Consider the following 16,913-nt stretch of genomic DNA (forward strand, 5'->3'; position numbering starts at 1 on the left):
CCCGGGCCCAGTGCGACGGCATTGCCCATGACCGCCGTCCCAGCCCTGAACGGAGCGGTGCTCTGTCCCACGAACCAGGCGTCGTCACGCAGCGCGGACACTACCGGTCGCGGGCACTCGGGCTGGCATCAATCACCCGATCGCGTGAGCTCCCCTGTGCGGCGCTGCGCGGTGCCACGAGGACAGGTGACGGTCGCATTCACCCGTGCTGGTGAACCCCAGGCGTGCGCTTCGGTGCCCGGATTTGCGGGTGGTTGGACCGGCTTCTGCAGGTCAGCAGCCGGTTACGCCGCCCCGTGTCGTCGCTCCACGGGGCGGCGCCTCATCGGCTGCGGTCTAACCCGCTTGTCATCCCTTTCTAAGATCCACTCGCTAACCGTCCCGCCGGGCGGGATTCCTTCAGCCTGACGGTGTCCGGACGATTCCTCTGGCGGCATCCGTACGACATCGGAGCGTGTACTCGTGGCCAGCACCACCGTGGACCACGATGGCCAGGCTGTGGCCATCGTGGGCGTTTCCTGCCGACTGCCGGGTGACATCACCGGCCTGGACAGGCTGTGGGAAACGCTGGGTGAAGGCCGCGACGAGGTGAGCAGCGTCCCCGCTGACCGGTTCGATGTCAGCCGCTTTGTCGACAGCCGCCGACGCAGGGGAGACCGCAGTTACACGTCATGCGGGGGGTTCCTGGGTGATATCGCCGGATTCGACACCGGATACTTCTCCAACATCTCGCCCCGCGAGGCCGGCCGCATGGACCCGCAGCACCGGTTGCTGTTGGAGATGGCGGTGGAAGCCCTGGATGACGCAGGGATCGACCAACATGTCGTCGCGGGATCGGACACGGCTGTATTCGTCGGCATCTCCAGCCGCGACTACGGCGACCTGCAGATGGTGGGCGGCAGTTCGTCCACCGCTTACACCATGGCGGGGGTGGCTTCGACCAATGCCGCCAACCGCATTTCCTATCTGTTCGACTGGAACGGCCCGAGCATGGCCGTCGACACCGCCTGCTCCTCCAGCCTGACCGCCCTGCACCAGGCATGTGAGGCACTGCGAGCCGGACGAAGCTCCATGGCACTGGTCGGCGGTGTCAACGTACTCCTCAACCCCATGGGGTTCGTCGGGTTCTCCGCCGCCTCCATGCTGTCGCCGACCGGACGCTGCCGACCGTTCTCTGCCGAAGCCGACGGCTACGTCCGCGCGGAAGGCGGCGGCGTCACCGTGTTGAAACGGCTGGCCGACGCTCTGGCGGACGGGGACCGCATCCACGGGATCATCCGCGCCAGCGGCGCCAACAGCGATGGCCGCACCGCCGGCCTGGCCATGCCCAGCGCCACCGCCCAGAGCAACCTGCTCGAGCAGGTCTACGCGAGTGCCGGCATGCACGCTGGCGAGCTGAACTACCTGGAAGCCCACGGCACCGGCACGCCGGCGGGCGACCCCGTCGAATGCCAGGCGATCGGGCGGGCACTGGGCAGGCACCGTACCAACGGCGCACTGCCGATCGGATCGGTCAAGTCCAATCTGGGGCATCTCGAAGCGGCCTCCGGCATGGCCGGTCTGCTCAAAGCTCTGCTGATCCTGCAGCGTCGGCATGTTCCTGCCACGCTGCACTCCGATACTCTCAACCCGGATATCGACTTCGCCGGGTTGGGCATCCAACCGTGCACAGCACCCCTGCCGCTTCCGGCCGAAGGCCCGCTGGCGGTGGGCGTGAACTCCTTCGGCTTCGGTGGCTCCAACGCTCACGTGATCCTGGGCAGCGCCCCTGCCCCTGCCCCAGCGCCGCGGCCGACGAGCTGGGACGGGCGTGCCACCTTTCCTGTGGTCATCTCCGCCCGCTCCGAGGAGGCTCTGGACGCGACGGCAGCCGCCATGGCCGAACGTCTCCGGCAGGAGTCCGAGCGGGGCCTGTACGACGTGGCTTGGACTGCCGCACGTCGGCGCACCGCCCACCCGCACCGTGCGGTGGTGTTGGCGGGCACCGCGGAGGAGGGCGCCAGGCTGTTGGAGGCGCTCAGCACACACGAGGGCGCGCCCCCGGCCGGCACCGCGACCGGGCAGGCACTGAACGACGGCCGGGTGGTGTTCGCCTTCGCGGGCAACGGCAGCCAGTGGGCGGGTATGGGCGCTGACCTCCTGCGTGAGGAGCCGGTCTTCCGCGGCGCAGTCGCCCGCGTCGACGAGGCCCTCGAGCCGTACCTGGGCTGGTCCGTACAGCAGGAGATGGAGACGGCTGACGCCGGGCGGATGCAGGCCACGGAGGTCGCCCAACCGGTGCTGTTCGCCTTCCAGGTCGCTCTGGCCGAGCTGCTGGGGTCCAGGGGGATCCGCCCGGCCGCCGTCCTTGGGCACAGCGTCGGGGAGATCGCCGCCGCGTATGTGGCCGGGGCGCTGGATCTGCCGGCTGCGGCACTGGTGGTGGCCGAGCGCAGCCGCGCGCAGGCCGCCACCCGGGGAACCGGTCGCATGGCTGCCGTCAGCTCGTCCAGGGAGCAGACAGTCAAGGAGATCGCACCCTACGGCGGAGTATTGGAGATCGCCGCGGTCAACGGCGCCGACGACGTCACCATCTGCGGGCCCGGGCGGCGCCTTGCCCAGCTGGGGCAGGAGTTGGAAGCCCGTGGCGTGTTCTTCCGCCTGCTCGACCTCGACTACGCCTTCCACAGCCGGGCCATGGACCCGGTTCGCCAGGGTCTGACCTCTGCCCTGGCCAGCCTCCACGCCGGTGCGACGCGCGTTCCGCTCGTTTCCACGGTGACAGGACTGCCGGCCACTGGCCGGGAGCTGACCGCGGACTACTGGTGGCGCAACGTACGGGAGCCGGTCGCGTTCGGGCCCGCGCTCGAGCACCTCCTCACAGAGGGGTACGACACCTTCGTAGAAATTGGCCCCCACCCTGTGCTGCGGCCCTACCTTCGCAAAGCGATGCGGGCGGCCGAGCGGCCTTCGCTGATTCTGGCGCCGTGCGCCCGGGCCGTCGACGCGCCGACCGCGGTGGCCACCGCGGTCGCCCAGCTCCTTGCTGTCGGTGCGCGGCCGGACTGGGAGACCATCTTCCGCGTGCCGGGCCGACTGGTTGCCCTGCCTTCCTACCGCTGGCAGCGTGAGCGGCAGTTCCACGGCGATCCGCAGTGGTGGCTGCGCAGCCTCGGCGAAACGGGACCCGTGCAGCATCCCCTCTTGGGGGTCGGTGTGCCGGTCAAACAGCCCACCTGGTCCACGCTCATCGAACCGGACCGGCTGCCGTGGCTGGCCGATCACCAGGTCACCGGCAGCGTGGTCATGCCGGCCACCGGCTATCTGGAGATGGCTCTGGCTGCCGGACGCCTCGTGCATGACGCACCGGTCGAAGTCGACAACCTGCTCATCCTCAGGGCGCTGGACGTGCCGTGGAACGACGACACGGCGGACGTACACGTCCAGGTCTCCTTGAGCGAGCAGGACCAGGCGCTCGAGATCGCGGCACGACCCAGCCCGTCGACGGCATGGCAACTGCACGCCCGCGCCCGGGTACGGCGCCTCCTTGCGGACCGGCCCGAGCCCATGGACATCGACGCGATCCGCGCCCGGCTGCGGTCGAGCATGGCCGGCAGCGAGCACTACGCGCGTGCACAGCGGGCCGGCCTGTCGTACGGACCGGCCTTCCAGGTCCTCACCCACCTTGACTTCGGCCAGGACGAGGCTGTGGCCACCTACACGCAGACCGCTCCTGCGGACGGCTACCACGCTCACCCCGCGCTGCTCGACGGAGCCCTGCAGGCCGGAGCGGTCTTCACAGCCGTGGACGGTTTCTACCAGCCCTTCCTGCCGGTGGGAGTCGACGCGCTGCAGATCTGGCAGGAACTGCCGAACACCGGGCTGATCCATGTGCGGGCCCGTGAACGCGGTACCGGTGAACAGTGCTGGGACATCACCATCACCGATCCCGATGGGCAGGTCTGCGCCGTCATGGCCGGGGCCCGGCTGCGACGCCTGGCGGACGCGGTCACCGATCCCGTCCAGCACCTTGTGAGCACCCTGCGTTCCGCTCCCACCACGGCCGATCGCAACCGCTCGGCCCCCCTCCCCTCGCCACACATCCTGGCCGAGGCCGTCCAACCGCATCAGCAGGTGCTGGAGGAGGCATGGCGGCGCGACGGCCACGACGCCGCGCTGAACAGCCTGCACCAGACGTGTGCGCACCTGATTGCCGACGCCTTGGCTCATCTCCTGCCTCCCGGTGTCCAAGAGTTCAGCGTCGGTGACCTGGTGGACGCGGGAATGCTGCGTCAACATGCCCGGCTGGCCGAGCTGCTCGCCCGGGTCACAGCATGCGGCGTCATCGAGCCCGTCCCTGCTGAGCCGGCAGAGCCCCAGCGCTGGCGCTTGCCCGCTCAGCGCCGGTCCCTGGAGCACTTCCGCCAGACGATGTCCGCCTTTCCGCAGCATGTCGTGGAAGCGATTCTGTTCGGCCGATGCAGCCTGCACCTGGCCGAGGTGCTGCGCGGCGAACGGGATCCACTGCAATTGCTCTTCGACGAGCCCGACCGGCACCTGATCGAGTACTTCTACAGCGATGCCGCGCAGCCCAGGTTCCACAATCAGTTGCTTCGCGGTCTCCTCCGGGAGATCGTGGCCGCCTGGCCTGCCGACCGACCACTGCGCATCCTGGAAGTAGGGGCCGGTACCGGTGGCAGTACCGCCGTGCTACTGGACGAACTGCCGCCGGAGCGCACCACCTACACGTTCACCGACCGCTCAGCCAGTTTCTTCCTCCACGCCCAGTCCCGCTTCGCAGACGCCGACTTCCTCACCTACCAGTGCCTGGATCTGGAGGAGGATCCAGCAGAACAGGGCTTCACCGAAGCCTCCTTCGACCTGGTGATCGCCACCAACGTCCTGCACGCCACCACCGATCTGCGTCAGACCCTTGCCAAGGTGTCGTGGCTGCTGGTTGACGATGGCCAACTGCTGGCTTTCGAAACCCACAACCCCGGTTTGCTCGCGCCCGTATTCGGGCCCCTCGAAGGGTTCTGGAACTTCACCGACACTTCGCTGCGTAAGTACTCCCCCTTGTTGGCGGCTGATGCCTGGGGGCCGCTGCTGCAGTCCTGCGGTTTCGGCGAGGTCGCCCAACTCGGCCACGACCACCCTGCCGACCAGCTCGACTACTCCGTCATCTGCGCCCAGCGAGCCGCCCGCACCGCACCGCTCGCCCTTCCCGGGCTCCCGGCGGTCGACACCACCCGCTGGATCGTGGCAGCCGAGAGCACGGACAGCCCTCTGGCCCGTCATCTGGCTGCCACACTCGCCCGGGCCGGCGCCGAAGTGCGCACGACCGTGTGCGCGAAGGCCGCAGAGCAGGCAGCCCGGTGGACCGAAGACCAGATTTCCGTCCACGTCGCCTTGATCTTCGACAGCGACCCCACAGGCGATCAGGCCACCGCCGTCACCGACCAGGCAACAGCACGGCTCGGCGCCTTGCGGGCACTGGCTACCGCCTGCTCCGACACCTCCCGCGCGGCGCCGGCCCAACTATGGGTCGTCACCCGGCCCAGCGGCCTGCACCCGGCCCCCGAAGTCCCTGCTCACCCTGAAGATGCCGCATTGTGGGGGGCCACGCGCACGCTCGCCAACGAACACTCGCAACTCGCTGTGCGGCGCATCTCCCTTGAGCAAGGCCCGCGACCCGCGGACGACGCGGAGCGCCTGGCGGCCGAACTTCTCCACCCCAGCGATGAGGACGAAGTCGTCCTGACCCGCAACGGCCGCTTCGTGCCACGTGTGCGACCACAAGCACCCGCCGTCGCACGCCCCGCCGACACGGCTTCGACGGCGTACACGCTGCGGCTGGATCAGGCCGGGCTGAAGCCTCGACTGGCCTGGACCGCCACCGATCCTGCCGCGCCCGCGGACAACGAGGTCGTCATCGCCGTCGAGGCGGCAGCGCTGAACTACCGCGATGTCATGCTGGCGATCGGCCTCCTGCCGCCGGGCGCCGAAACACCGCTGCCGGGGGGCCCGGCCCTCGGACTGGAGTGCTCCGGCACCATCACCGCGGTCGGCCGGGGCGTCACCGCCTTCCGGCCGGGCGACCGGGTCTACGCCCTGGCACCAAGCAGCCTCAGCTCACACGTCACCGTGGACGCACGCCTGGTCGGCCCCGTCCCGGATGGGATGAGCTGCACCGAGGCCGCGACGCTGCCGGTGGTGTTCTTCACCGCCCATCACGCCCTCGAGCGTCTGGCCCGCCTCCAGCGCGACGAGACCGTCCTGATCCACGGCGCAGCCGGCGGCGTCGGACTGGCGGCCCTGCAACTGGCCCAAAGCCGTGGTGCACGCGTCATCGCCACCGCCGGCACACCGGCCAAGCGGGATCTGCTGCGGATGCTGGGCGTGTCGCACGTGCTCAACTCCCGCACGCTCGGCTTCGGCCAGCGGGTGTCGCAGCTCACCGGCGGCCAAGGCGTCGACGTCGTGCTCAACTCCCTGGCGGGGGAGGCCATTACCCGCAGCCTGGAATGCCTGCGCCCCGGAGGTCGGTTCCTCGAGCTCGGCAAACGCGACATCTACGCCTCCACCCCCTTGGGGCTTCGCCCCTTCAAGAACAACATCGCCTTCTACGGCATCGACGCCCATCAGATGATCTCCGAGTGCCTCCCCCAGGCCGAAGCGTGCTTCGAGGAGGTGGTGAACCGCGTCAGCACCGGCACGTACCGGCCGCTGCCGCATCTGACGTATCCGGCGGCAAGGGTGGACGAAGCCCTGCGCGTCCTGCAGCGCTCACGCCACATCGGCAAAATCATCATTACCTTCGATGAGCCACCCTCCGTTGTGCAAGCAGCCGAACCGCTGCGGCTGTCCACGGACGGCTCGTACCTCGTCACCGGCGGGCTGGGCGGGCTGGGCGCCGTCGCCGCCCGCCGACTGGCCGATCACGGCGCCCGCCATCTGACACTGGTGAGCCGCCGCGGGGCCGGGGCACCCGAAGCTGCTGACCTCGCCGACTCGCTGGGCCGGCGCGGCGTACAGGTCACCGTGGTGGCCGCCGATGTCACCCAGGAAACGGATCTACGGCGGGTCCTGCAGACCATCGACACCAGCGGTCATCCCCTATCGGGTGTCGTCCACGCCGCGATGGGCATGGACGACGCCTCCCTCGTAGAACTGACTGATGAGCGCCTCCGTACCGTCCTGGAGCCCAAGATGCTGGGCGGCGCCCTCCTCCACCGGCTCACACACGACCGCGACCTGCGTCTGTTCGCAATGTGCTCATCGGTCACTGCCTGGGTCGGCAACGCCTACCAGGCCCACTACACAGCAGCCAACAGCTACCTGGAAGCACTGGCCCGCCACCGGCAAGCCACAGGACAAGCCGGAACCACGGTGGCCTGGGGCGCCGTCGACGAAGCCGGCTATGCCGCCCGCCACGGCATCACCGACCTGCTGAACCGACTGGGACTGAGCACCATCAGCCCCGACGAGGCATGCGCTGCTCTGGAACACGCCGCCGCCCGCGGCACCGCGGTCACCGCCGTCGGCCGCATCGACTGGAGGCGCATGCGCAGCATGCTGCCCGCGGTGCAGCACCCCCGCCTCGCCGGTCTCATCCCCGCCCACACCTCCGCGGAGGACCTCAGCGACCAGTTGCGTCACCAGCTCGCCACCGCCACCCCCGAAGAAGCACTCACGCTGGCCGCCGATGCCGTCACCGAGGTCCTCGCCGGAATCCTCCAGATCGACCCCAGCCGCCTGAACCGTGACCAGCGGCTCGACCAGCTCGGCCTGGACTCCCTGATGGCCGTCGAGGCGGTGATCGCCGCCCGTGACCGGCTGGGGTGCGAACTACCCACCCTGGAATTCCTCAACGCCCACGGCATCACCGACCTCGCCCGGCGCGCCCTCATCCGGCTCGGGCACCAGCCACCCAAGCGCACACACGGTCCCGCCCTGAGCAACTGAACCTATTCACCGGCCCACAGAGGCATCGGCCCCGATGCCCACAGGAGTGATCACTCATGAGCGAGCAGCCGCGCCCCAGCACTCCCGGCTGCTCCGCCACACGAACGTCTTGGCTTGCCGTCCTGACGTTCTGGGCTGTCCGCAACCGACTGCGGATCCTGACCGCCACCGTCCTGTTCACCGCGGTCAGCGGCTTCCTCGCCATCGGCCTGCCCGCCCACTTGACCAACGGCGGATGGTTGACCGACAACACCGACTCCGCACGCACCCGCATCATCCTGCGTCACAGTACCCACGCAGGCACGCCGGAAGTGATGCTGCTGGCCACCAGCCGCGGCTCCGTGGACAACGCGGCCGCGCGGACGGCGGGCACCCGCCTCGTGGACCAGCTCCGCCACCTACCAGGCGTGCGCGGCGCCGACTCCTACTGGACCGGACCCATCGGCCCTGACCCAGCGTCGCTGCCTGCCCGGCCCGTCCCGGACCCGCTGCTGCGGTCCGCCGACAGCCACACCGCGCTGATCGCCCTGTGGCTCGACGGTGACCAGCGCGCACAAAGCACCATCACCGACACCGTGCTGGCCACCGTCACCCGGTCCAGCGGGCCCCTGACGGTCCAAGCATCCGGGGAAGCGGTGGTCACCCGTGCACTGGAGCGGCACATCACACTGGACATGCTCCGCATGGAGGCATGGGCGCTACCCATCACCCTCCTGCTGCTGCTCGGTGTCTTCGGCAGTGTCCTGGCTGCCTGTCTCCCCGTGGCAGTCGGCGTCGTCGCCATCACCGGCACGGCCGCCATCCTGCGGGGCCTGACTGCCTTCACCCCCGTCTCGACCTTCGCTCTGAACCTCACCACAGCCGTCGGACTGGCTCTCGCGGTCGACTACAGCCTCTTTCTCGTCGCCCGCTACCGCGAGGAAACCGCCGCCGGGCACCCCCACACCCTGGCACTGGTGCGCGCCACCTGTGCCGCCGGACGCATCGTCGTCATCTCCGCAGCCACGGTGATCGCGTCCTTGCTCGGTCTGCTGCTCTTCCCGCTGTACTTCCTGCGGTCGTTCGCGCTCGCCGGGATCAGCGTCGTCCTGCTGGCCTCGCTGGCTTCCCTCATCGTCATCCCAGCGGCCCTGGCGTGCTGGGGGGAACGCCTGGCGCAACGGGACCTGCTCGCCCGGTGGCGCCGCAGTACAGCAACGACCGGTCGCTGGCACCGGCTGGCCACCACCGTCATGCGCCGTCCGCTCGTCGTCGTGACTGCCGTCACCGCTGTGCTGCTGCTCCTGGCGTTGCCGTTCCGGCATGCCGCATTCGGGTTCAGCGACGAGCGCGCTCTTCCCTCCCACGCCCCGGAGGTGCACGCCGCGCAAACCCTGCGCCACGACTTCCCGCAGTTCCGTACGCATATCGATGTCGTCCTGCGCGGCTGGCAGCCCGCCGGTGCTCAGCGAGTGAAGGACCTTGATGCCTATGCCCGTCGGCTGGCGGGTCTGCCGCACGTGCAGGGGCTGCGCACGGCCACCGGCACATACGCCGACGGAAAAGCCGTAGGAACCTCGTGCTCCGATTCGCCCACCCAAAGTGTCTGCTCCCCTGATGAGCGCTTCACCGTCGTCGGCGGTACGTGGCTGGCGATCAGCACCGCCTCCCTGCCCTACTCCAGCGACGCCACCGGTCTCGTGCGTGCAATCGAGGACGTGCCGGCGCCCGCACCCGTCATGGCCGGCGGCCCCACGAAGGAGTTCCTGGACTCGCAAGCAGCGGTCGCCCGGGCGCTGCCGGCAGCGGTGACTGTCATTGTCCTGGCCACGCTGCTGCTGCTGTTCTTCTTCACACGCAGCCTCTTCCTGCCCGTCAAGGCTCTCGTGGTCAACAGCCTCAGTCTCACCGCGACCTTCGGCGCCATGGTCTTCGTCTTCCAGGACGGCCACTTCACCTGGCTCGTCGGCCACGTCACGGCTACGGGCACCACAGACCTGATGCTTCCCCTGATCGCCTTCTTCCTGGCTTTCGGGTTGTCCATGGACTACGAAATCCTGCTGCTCGCTCGGATCACCGAGGCTCACCAGCGCACCCGCGACACTGTCCAGGCCACGGCACAGGGCCTCCAAAGCGCCGCGCCCTTGTTCGCTGCCTCAGCGGCGCTCGTCCTCGTGGTTCTTTTGGCCATGGCGGCAGCCGATCTGGCCACCATCAAGCTGATCGCGGTCACCGTTGCCCTGTCCGTATTCCTGGACGTCCTCATCATCCGGCCCCTGCTCGTACCGGCAGTCATGGCGCTGGCAGGCTCCTTCAACTGGTGGGTGCCCGCCACTCTGCGGCATCTCATCCCCTCGCCGTCGACTGCGGCCAACGTTCCCGAGGGCGGGCGGAAGCACGAGGGCCCCAGCTCTTCAGGGGCGCTCACGCCGGAGACTGACCGTGGAAACGGTTCGACAAGCGGGCGGACGCAGGCGACACCCCGGTGAGACGAAAGGTAGCCAAGAAGGTCTGGACCGAAGCCCTGACCAAGCTCTCCATCACCGCCCCGAGGGCACCTTCAGCACCTCCTACGACACCGCCGAGGCAACCATCCCGGCCGGCAAGCTGCTCCAAGAGCCGTGATGACGGTGCCGTGAGAACGTTCCCGTGGTGGCCGGTGATGGCACGGGAGCGTGGACGCGTCCGTCACTCCGCCGGCTCGTGCGGCGAATGAGGGGCGGGCGGACAGATGCTGCCTGCTGGACCGAAACGGATCAGGCCAACAGTCCGATGCCCCGCACGGCGCGGATGGGCGAGCCTCGCCGCCTCCTTCGCGCCCGCGGGGGACATCGGTCTGCCGTTTCACGGTTGCCCCTCTGTAGGGCCAGTGGCCGCAGGCGAGGTGCACACTGTCGTCGCGGGCACAGGTTGCCAGACGAGGGTCCAGGCAGGCCAGGCCGATCTCGTTGAACCGGTGGAGCACGTCCCGGACGGTGCCCTCGTCGGCCTGCACCAGTTGGGCGATCACCGGAACCCGGTTCCCGCCGACCGAAGCCAGCAACATCACCGCGCGCCGACGGCGCACCGAGCTGGTGCTGCCACGGCGCACGATCTTCTGCGGCTTCTGCCCCTCCTGGCCGGTCAGTCCCCGCACACGGACAGGCTCGGCCACCGCACCTCCGGCAGTCGGACCAGACGTCACCGCACATATACTTCGTGCCGCAGCCGAAGCGGTGACGGGTGGAGCAGGTCAACGGCACCCTCATGCCGCGGCGGTGCCTGGCCCGCTGCTAGCGGGCTGGAATCGGCAAGGCCGACGGCCGCCACTCTCGCCTGATCAACCCGAACACCCACGTGTCGGACACCTCGCCGTTCACGACGCACTCTTCCCGCAACGTCCCTTCCCGCACGAATCCGATCTTCTCCAGCACCCGGGCAGATGCCACGTTGCGCGTATCGGTCTCGGCCTGAACGCGATTCAGGTCCAGTGTGTCGAATGCCCACCGAAGCAAGGCATGTGCGGCTTCCGTCGCGTAGCCGTGGCCCCACATCGCGTCGTCGAGGCAGTAGCCCAAGGACGCGCTACGGCAGACCGGGTCCCATTCGGTCAGACCACACCAGCCGACGAACGCCCCGTCAGAAGCAAGGTCGATGGCCACCCGCGCCCCAGTGCCTTCGTCCGCCATCTTCCCGCACATCGCGACGAAGCGCTCGGCGCGAGCCCGTTCGTTCCACGGCGCGGAGTCCCAGTAGCGCATCACGTGGATGCTGCTGTGCAGCGCGAAGAGGAGGTCCGCGTCGGCGTCGGTGAAGGGCCGCAGCCGCAGGCGAGCGGTGTGCAGTACGGGAGTGGCCAAAGTCATGCGCACCATCCTGCGGCCTCATGCGGCGGAGAGACCACCGAATATCCGATCCCGCTCCGGTCCAGCCGCCTCGGACGCCTTGCCCGCCAAGGCTTCCTGAACCATCCCGGACAACGGATGCGTAGGCGGCGGAAGCCGTGGAGCCAGGCGATCGTGCGCTCGACGACTAGAGATCGTCTTCAAAGGTCAGATCCAGAGCAGGATTGAGGCGATGGCGACGGCGGCTTGGTAGGACTCGCGGGTCTCGTCGTAGCGAGTGGCCAGCCCGCGCCACTGCTTGAGGCGATTGAAGCAGCGTTCGACGACGTTGTGGTGGCGGTAGATGCCTCGGTCGAAGCCGGGTGGCCGGCCGCCGCGTATGCCGCGGTTCAGGCGGCCGAGGATCTGGTCGATGCGTTCAGGAATCGTGTGCGGGATGCCACCAGCCCAACCCAAGAGACAGAACAACCTAACGGAGTCCTACTAGTCCGGGTCATCGCCGAGTAGCCGTGTGTAGGTGTCCAGGACTTGGGAGAGGCGTGGGGCGGCGAGTCCGGGTTCGTGCTGAGAGACGCCGCGCCAAAGGGTGAGAGCCTCCGCCACGGTCTCGCGGGCCTCGTCGTGGTGGACGTCCGCCAGGAGCCGGGCCTCGGCATGCGCGGAAAGCGCGTCGGCGAGGCGGATGTGGTGGGCGGTGGGGTCCGCGTCGGCCAGGCGGCGGCTGAGGTCAAGGGCCTCCGTAGTGATGCGAAGGGCCTCGGCATACTGTCCCGCTACGGCCGAGCGAAGGCCGTGGACGGCCAGCGCGTCGGCGAGAAGGGGTTCGTGCGCGGTGGCGTCCGCCCGCACCAGGCTGTCACAGATCTCCACCGCCTCTGCGGTTGCCCTGAGCGCTGCACGACTGCCCTCCTCGTCCCGTGGGGCGTAGCGGCCGAGGCTCCAAAGGGCGGACGCGAGGGCGGCTGCCTGGCCGGGATCCTCGGGGGTGGACCGGGCGACAGCGACCGCCTGCGTAAGGAGGGACATGGCCTGGGCGGTCTGCCCTTGTTCCCCGGCCCAGGTGCCCAGACCCATAAGGGCTCGGGTGAGGACGGGGCCTTGGACGGCCGGAGCGAGGGATTGTGCCATGTCGACGGCCTGCTGGAGGGCATGGCGTGCCTCCGCATGTCCCACGCAGTGCCTGAGCACACCGAGGAGGACCAGCGCGTCGGCGAACACCGGCCGCTGCGCCGGATCATCCTGGTGCAGATCTCGCAGCAGCGTGACCGCTTCTTCGGCCGTCGGCAGCGCTTCGCGGCGCCGGCCTGCCTGTGTCATGACGGCGGTGAGAACGGCCGTGGACACGGCTAGCTGGAAGCGTTGCTGGTCCGGGTCGTGGTACGCGAGCTTGCGGCAGGTGGCCACGGCTTGCCTCAGGGCAGCCACCGCGGCGTCGTGACGGCCTGACGCGGAGCGATGGGTGCCCATCATGAGCAGTTCGTTGACGTAGTGGGGCCCATGGCCTGCGCTGTCGCGCGCCGCCAGGGGCTTTCGGACTTTGACCAGCGCCTCCCAGCTGTCCAGCGCCTCGACTCTGTGCCCGGTGGTGGTGAGCACAGCCGCGAGGACGGACAAGGCGGTGGCGAGCTCCGGCTTGTACGCGTCCGGGTTGCTCCGGGACATGCGGCGGCGGAACAACTTCACCGCTTCCGTTGCCGGTTGGACGGCTGCTTCCCTCTGCCCCATGGCGAAGAGACAACTGGCCTTGTTCACCAGGGCCATGGCCAGCGCGGTGTGAGTTGGGCCCGTCCGGCCGGCCGCGATGAGGCGACGCTGGATGCCGATCGCCTCGTCGATGAGCGTGAGGGCCTTGTCGAGCCCGCCCATGGCTTTCCAGCGGAGGGAGAGGTTGTTGAGGCTCATCCCCAGGCCCGGGAGGAAGGCGTCGGATCGCCGCTCGTCCAGCCTTCGGTGAAGGGCAACCGCCTTCCGGGCGCTTGCGAGGGCTTCCTCGTACTGCCCGGTGGCGTCCTGCTGGCTGGACAGCGTGGTCAGGCTCATGGCGAGATCCGCCGTGAAGACACCCGGTTCCTTCCGGGCCAGGGACCGGTAGTGGTCGACCGCCTTTCCGGCGGCCTCGCATGCTTCCCGGTTCCTTCCCGCGGTGTTGAGCTGGTTGGCGTACGTGTTCAGGCTCGCGGCGAGCTCAGGGGTGTACACCGACGGTTCCCTGTCCGCCAGTTGCTCGTAGAGGTCCACGGTCTCGGCAGCCGCCGGAAGGGCGTCGTCGTGTCGTCCTTCGTTGTCCAGGTTGATCGCAAGGGAGTTGAGGCTGAGTGCGAGGTCGGCGAGGTGGGCATTGGGGTTCTCGTCGGCCAGGCGGCGGCGGATGCGTACTGCTTCCTCGTTCGCCGCGAGCGCTTCGGTGTACCGGCCAGTGGCCGAGAGACAGTTGGCGTGTGTTCCCAAAGTCATGGCGAGCCGGGGGCGGAAGGCGTCCGGGCGCTCTTCGGCCAGCGCCTGGTACAGCGCCACGGCCTCTTGGCTCTTCCGCATGGCTTTCTCGGGGCGCCCTGATTCCTTCAACCAGATGGCCTGGTTGTTCAGCGCGTCGGCGAGGGCGGGCTTGTAGGTCTCGCCGTACTGCTCCAGCAGGTCGCGGCGGAGGCTGACGGCCTTGCCGATGTTCTCGAGCGCTTCGTGGAAGTGGCCCAGTTCCCCCTCGGCGGTCGAGACGGCGCTGAGTGCGTGGGACAGCTCGCTCAGGTGGACGGCAGATGGCGACGCGTCTGTTCCGTCGGTGAGCTGTTCGTATGCGCGCACCGCTGCGCGGGCGCGGCGGAGTGCCTTCTCCCGCTCCCCGAGGCGGCCGAGCATAACCGACACATTGATGAGGCTGGCCGCGTATTGGGGGAGGTAGGTACGGCCGTCCCTGTCGGCGAGTCGCGCGGCCAGTTCGCTGCTTTCCTCCGCAGCCGCCAAGGCTTCTCTGCGCCGTCCCAGGTCGCCGAGGCGGCCGGTGAGCCGCCGCATCGTCGTGGCAAGGTCCGCCAGGCGGGCCGGGTCCGCCTCGGTCTGCTCGCGGTGGATGGCCGCGAGCCGTTGCGTCACCTGGACGGCCAGCGGCCCCAGGCTGTGGGTGGGCCGCGGGAGGCGGTCGGCGAGGTCCGCGAGGTCCTGAGGAGTCGCGTCTGTGCGCTCGGCCAGCTCCTTCAGGGCGCACACAAGCGGTTCCGGGCGCTCCACCCGCGTGGCGACGTCCACGGCCACCGGGAGCAGGATGTCCTTGCGGCGTACGCACAAGGCAGTGAGCTCGGCGTCGAGTAGTCCGCGGTGGGCGGGGTGAGCGGCGGCGCGGGCGTAGACGGTGAGCAGACGAGTGGTCTGCGTCATGGTCAGTCCACTGTCGGCGAACAGGTCGTCCACGAGGCCGGGATCGTCGCGGAGCTGCCGGCCGACGAAGTACTCGGCCAACCGGTCCGGCCGGAGCTCTGCCCAGACTCTGCCGCCCTGGGGCGGGTAGAGGGCGCTGATCCAGTCCCTGACCGCGTAGCGGTGCCTGGTGCTCAGGTCGGACAGCACCGGCACCCCACGCAGCAGGGTGTCTGCCTGTCGGCCGTCGTCGGCGCCGCACAGGAACGCCGCGGCCAGCGCCTGTGGGAGGTCCTCCCGTCTCAGCCCCGTTCCGGAGCGATCGGCGGCGCTCTCCCAGTAGGCGATTTCGTGATCCAGCAGCCGCTCGTCCAACACTGGGCCGGGGGCGTCCACGTCATGGGCCGGGTCCGGCGTCCCGGCGTCCAGCAGATCGACGAGCGCCGTCATGTGCAGGGTGAGCGCCCCCTGAAGGTCTTCGGCGGAACGGAGGCGCTCCCGGCAGTTCTTCTTCAGATCCCTGGCGATGGTGGGCCAGTCGTCGTTCTGTCGGCCGTCCACTCCGTGCAGGGCGCGGGAGAGGCTGTCCACTGCCTGGCAGTATGCCTTCCGGATGTCGATGTCGTGCGACTGCAGCGGGGGTAGGGCGGTCACAGGCGCCGCCTCGACCACGTTCTGGACCGGAAGATGCGCGCGACGGGCGGCGTTCCACCAGTCTCCGCGGGTACGGGCTAGCAGGAGCATTTTGAACGGCGTGCTTCCTCGGTGTGCGGCGAGGGCCCGCAGCAGAACGGTGAGCCGGCCGAGGCGGGTCTCGGCGTGGTCCAGGATCACCAGGAGAGGCACAGCCGCGTCCGCCAGCTTCTGCACGGCGGCATCGTCGGCATGGTCGGTGAGCCACACGACAGTCCAGCGTTTCGCTTCCAGCCGATCGGCCAACTCCAGGGCCAATCGCGTCTTGCCCTGCCCTCCGGGCGCGTGTACCAGGCGCACTCCGAGACCGGGTTGATCGCACCAGATGCCCAGTTCGTGCAGCAGTCGGGCCCGGCCCCGGAAGGGCACCACCGCCCTGTGGGCGTCCAGTAGCGCTGCGGGGGAGGTGAGCGGACCGCCGGGGAGCGGCGGCGCAGGCGGATCATACAGCCGCTGCCACTCCGCCGGCTCCATCCGTGTCGGCAGATGGTCCTCGGCCAGAACATCCTGGAACGCCGGATCATTCAGCAGGACGTAAGCGGGTGAGATCTCCAGACGGGTGTGCCCGAAGCCGGCGAAGTCGACGGCCACGACACCGACGAGTACGTCATCGCAGAAGACTGCGGCTCCCGACAGGCCGCCCCAGGGGGAGCGCGTACGGTCTGAAGTGCCGCCGCCCTCGATGCGCTCCTCGACCCGCATCAGGTGGCGGTTGTTGGCGAAGCGGTCCGTGCGGTTGACCGTGCCTGTCACGCGGTACAGGTCGGCCGGCGGCTTGCGCTGGACGATGTTCGGCAGTCCTACGGTCTGGCACGGGACTTCGGGTTGGTGCGTCACCAGCCGGCCCCAGCGGACCGGTTTCCAGGACAACGCGGCCCCGTCCGGTCCCCGGTAGGCGTTCTCGGCCCGGAGAAGAGCCGCGTCGTCCTTGTCCATCGGTGTGCCGCGCCAGACGACCGTGGCGGTGTACTGCTCCTTCTCCCCGGGGTGGAAGAAGGTCACCTCCCCGCCTACGTCCGGCACGACGTGGGACGAGGTCAGCACAAGACTGCGGCTGATCGCAAAGCCCGACCCGGGGCCTCGCGGCCCGTCCACCCCGACCACACGTCCGTCGTCCACGCT

Annotated in this window: 5 protein-coding genes and 1 pseudogene; 2 read left to right on the forward strand and 4 right to left on the reverse strand. The window is 69.2% G+C overall.

Features of this window, described 5'->3' with window-relative positions; all coding sequences use genetic code 11:
- Positions 1–462: 462 nt before the first annotated feature.
- Together B1H29_RS36005 and B1H29_RS36010 are read left to right on the forward strand one after the other, a co-directional pair.
- Positions 463–7,944 carry a type I polyketide synthase gene (locus tag B1H29_RS36005; protein WP_234393101.1) on the forward strand — a complete coding sequence of 2,494 codons (7,482 nt, stop codon included), beginning with the start codon at positions 463–465 and terminating at the stop codon, positions 7,942–7,944.
- 56 nt (positions 7,945–8,000) lie between these two features.
- Complete coding sequence (locus tag B1H29_RS36010) at positions 8,001–10,412, forward strand: MMPL family transporter (RefSeq protein ID WP_055420003.1); 2,412 nt, start codon at positions 8,001–8,003, stop codon at positions 10,410–10,412.
- A 422-nt stretch (positions 10,413–10,834) separates the two neighbouring features.
- Here B1H29_RS36010 and B1H29_RS36015 read toward each other — a convergent pair.
- The 4 genes and pseudogenes from B1H29_RS36015 to B1H29_RS36030 all read right to left on the reverse strand — a co-directional run.
- A pseudogene (locus B1H29_RS36015) lies at positions 10,835–11,077 on the reverse strand (helix-turn-helix domain-containing protein); the annotation flags it as partial.
- Positions 11,078–11,195: 118 nt separating this feature from the next.
- The gene (locus tag B1H29_RS36020) at positions 11,196–11,768 is read right to left on the reverse strand and encodes a GNAT family N-acetyltransferase (RefSeq protein WP_055420845.1); all 573 of its coding nucleotides are present in this window, start codon (positions 11,766–11,768) and stop codon (positions 11,196–11,198) included.
- A gap of 186 nt (positions 11,769–11,954) precedes the next feature.
- Positions 11,955–12,203, reverse strand: a complete 249-nt coding sequence (locus B1H29_RS40295; RefSeq protein ID WP_159027879.1) for a transposase — start codon at positions 12,201–12,203, stop codon at positions 11,955–11,957.
- Positions 12,204–12,230: 27 nt separating this feature from the next.
- Positions 12,231–16,910 (reverse strand): tetratricopeptide repeat-containing serine protease family protein, encoded by a 4,680-nt coding sequence (locus B1H29_RS36030; protein WP_079160660.1) that lies wholly within the window; start codon positions 16,908–16,910, stop codon positions 12,231–12,233.
- Positions 16,911–16,913 lie beyond the last annotated feature (3 nt).

The organism is Streptomyces pactum (genome assembly GCF_002005225.1).
Taxonomy (GTDB): domain Bacteria; phylum Actinomycetota; class Actinomycetes; order Streptomycetales; family Streptomycetaceae; genus Streptomyces; species Streptomyces pactum_A.

What these genes read in the sequence shown, in the direction of transcription:
- B1H29_RS36010 (WP_055420003.1), top strand. Translation starts at nt 8,001, where the DNA reads ATGAGCGAGCAGCCGCGCCCCAGCACTCCCGGCTGCTCCGCCACACGA.
- B1H29_RS36020 (WP_055420845.1), bottom strand. Translation starts at nt 11,768, where the DNA reads ATGACTTTGGCCACTCCCGTACTGCACACCGCTCGCCTGCGGCTGCGG.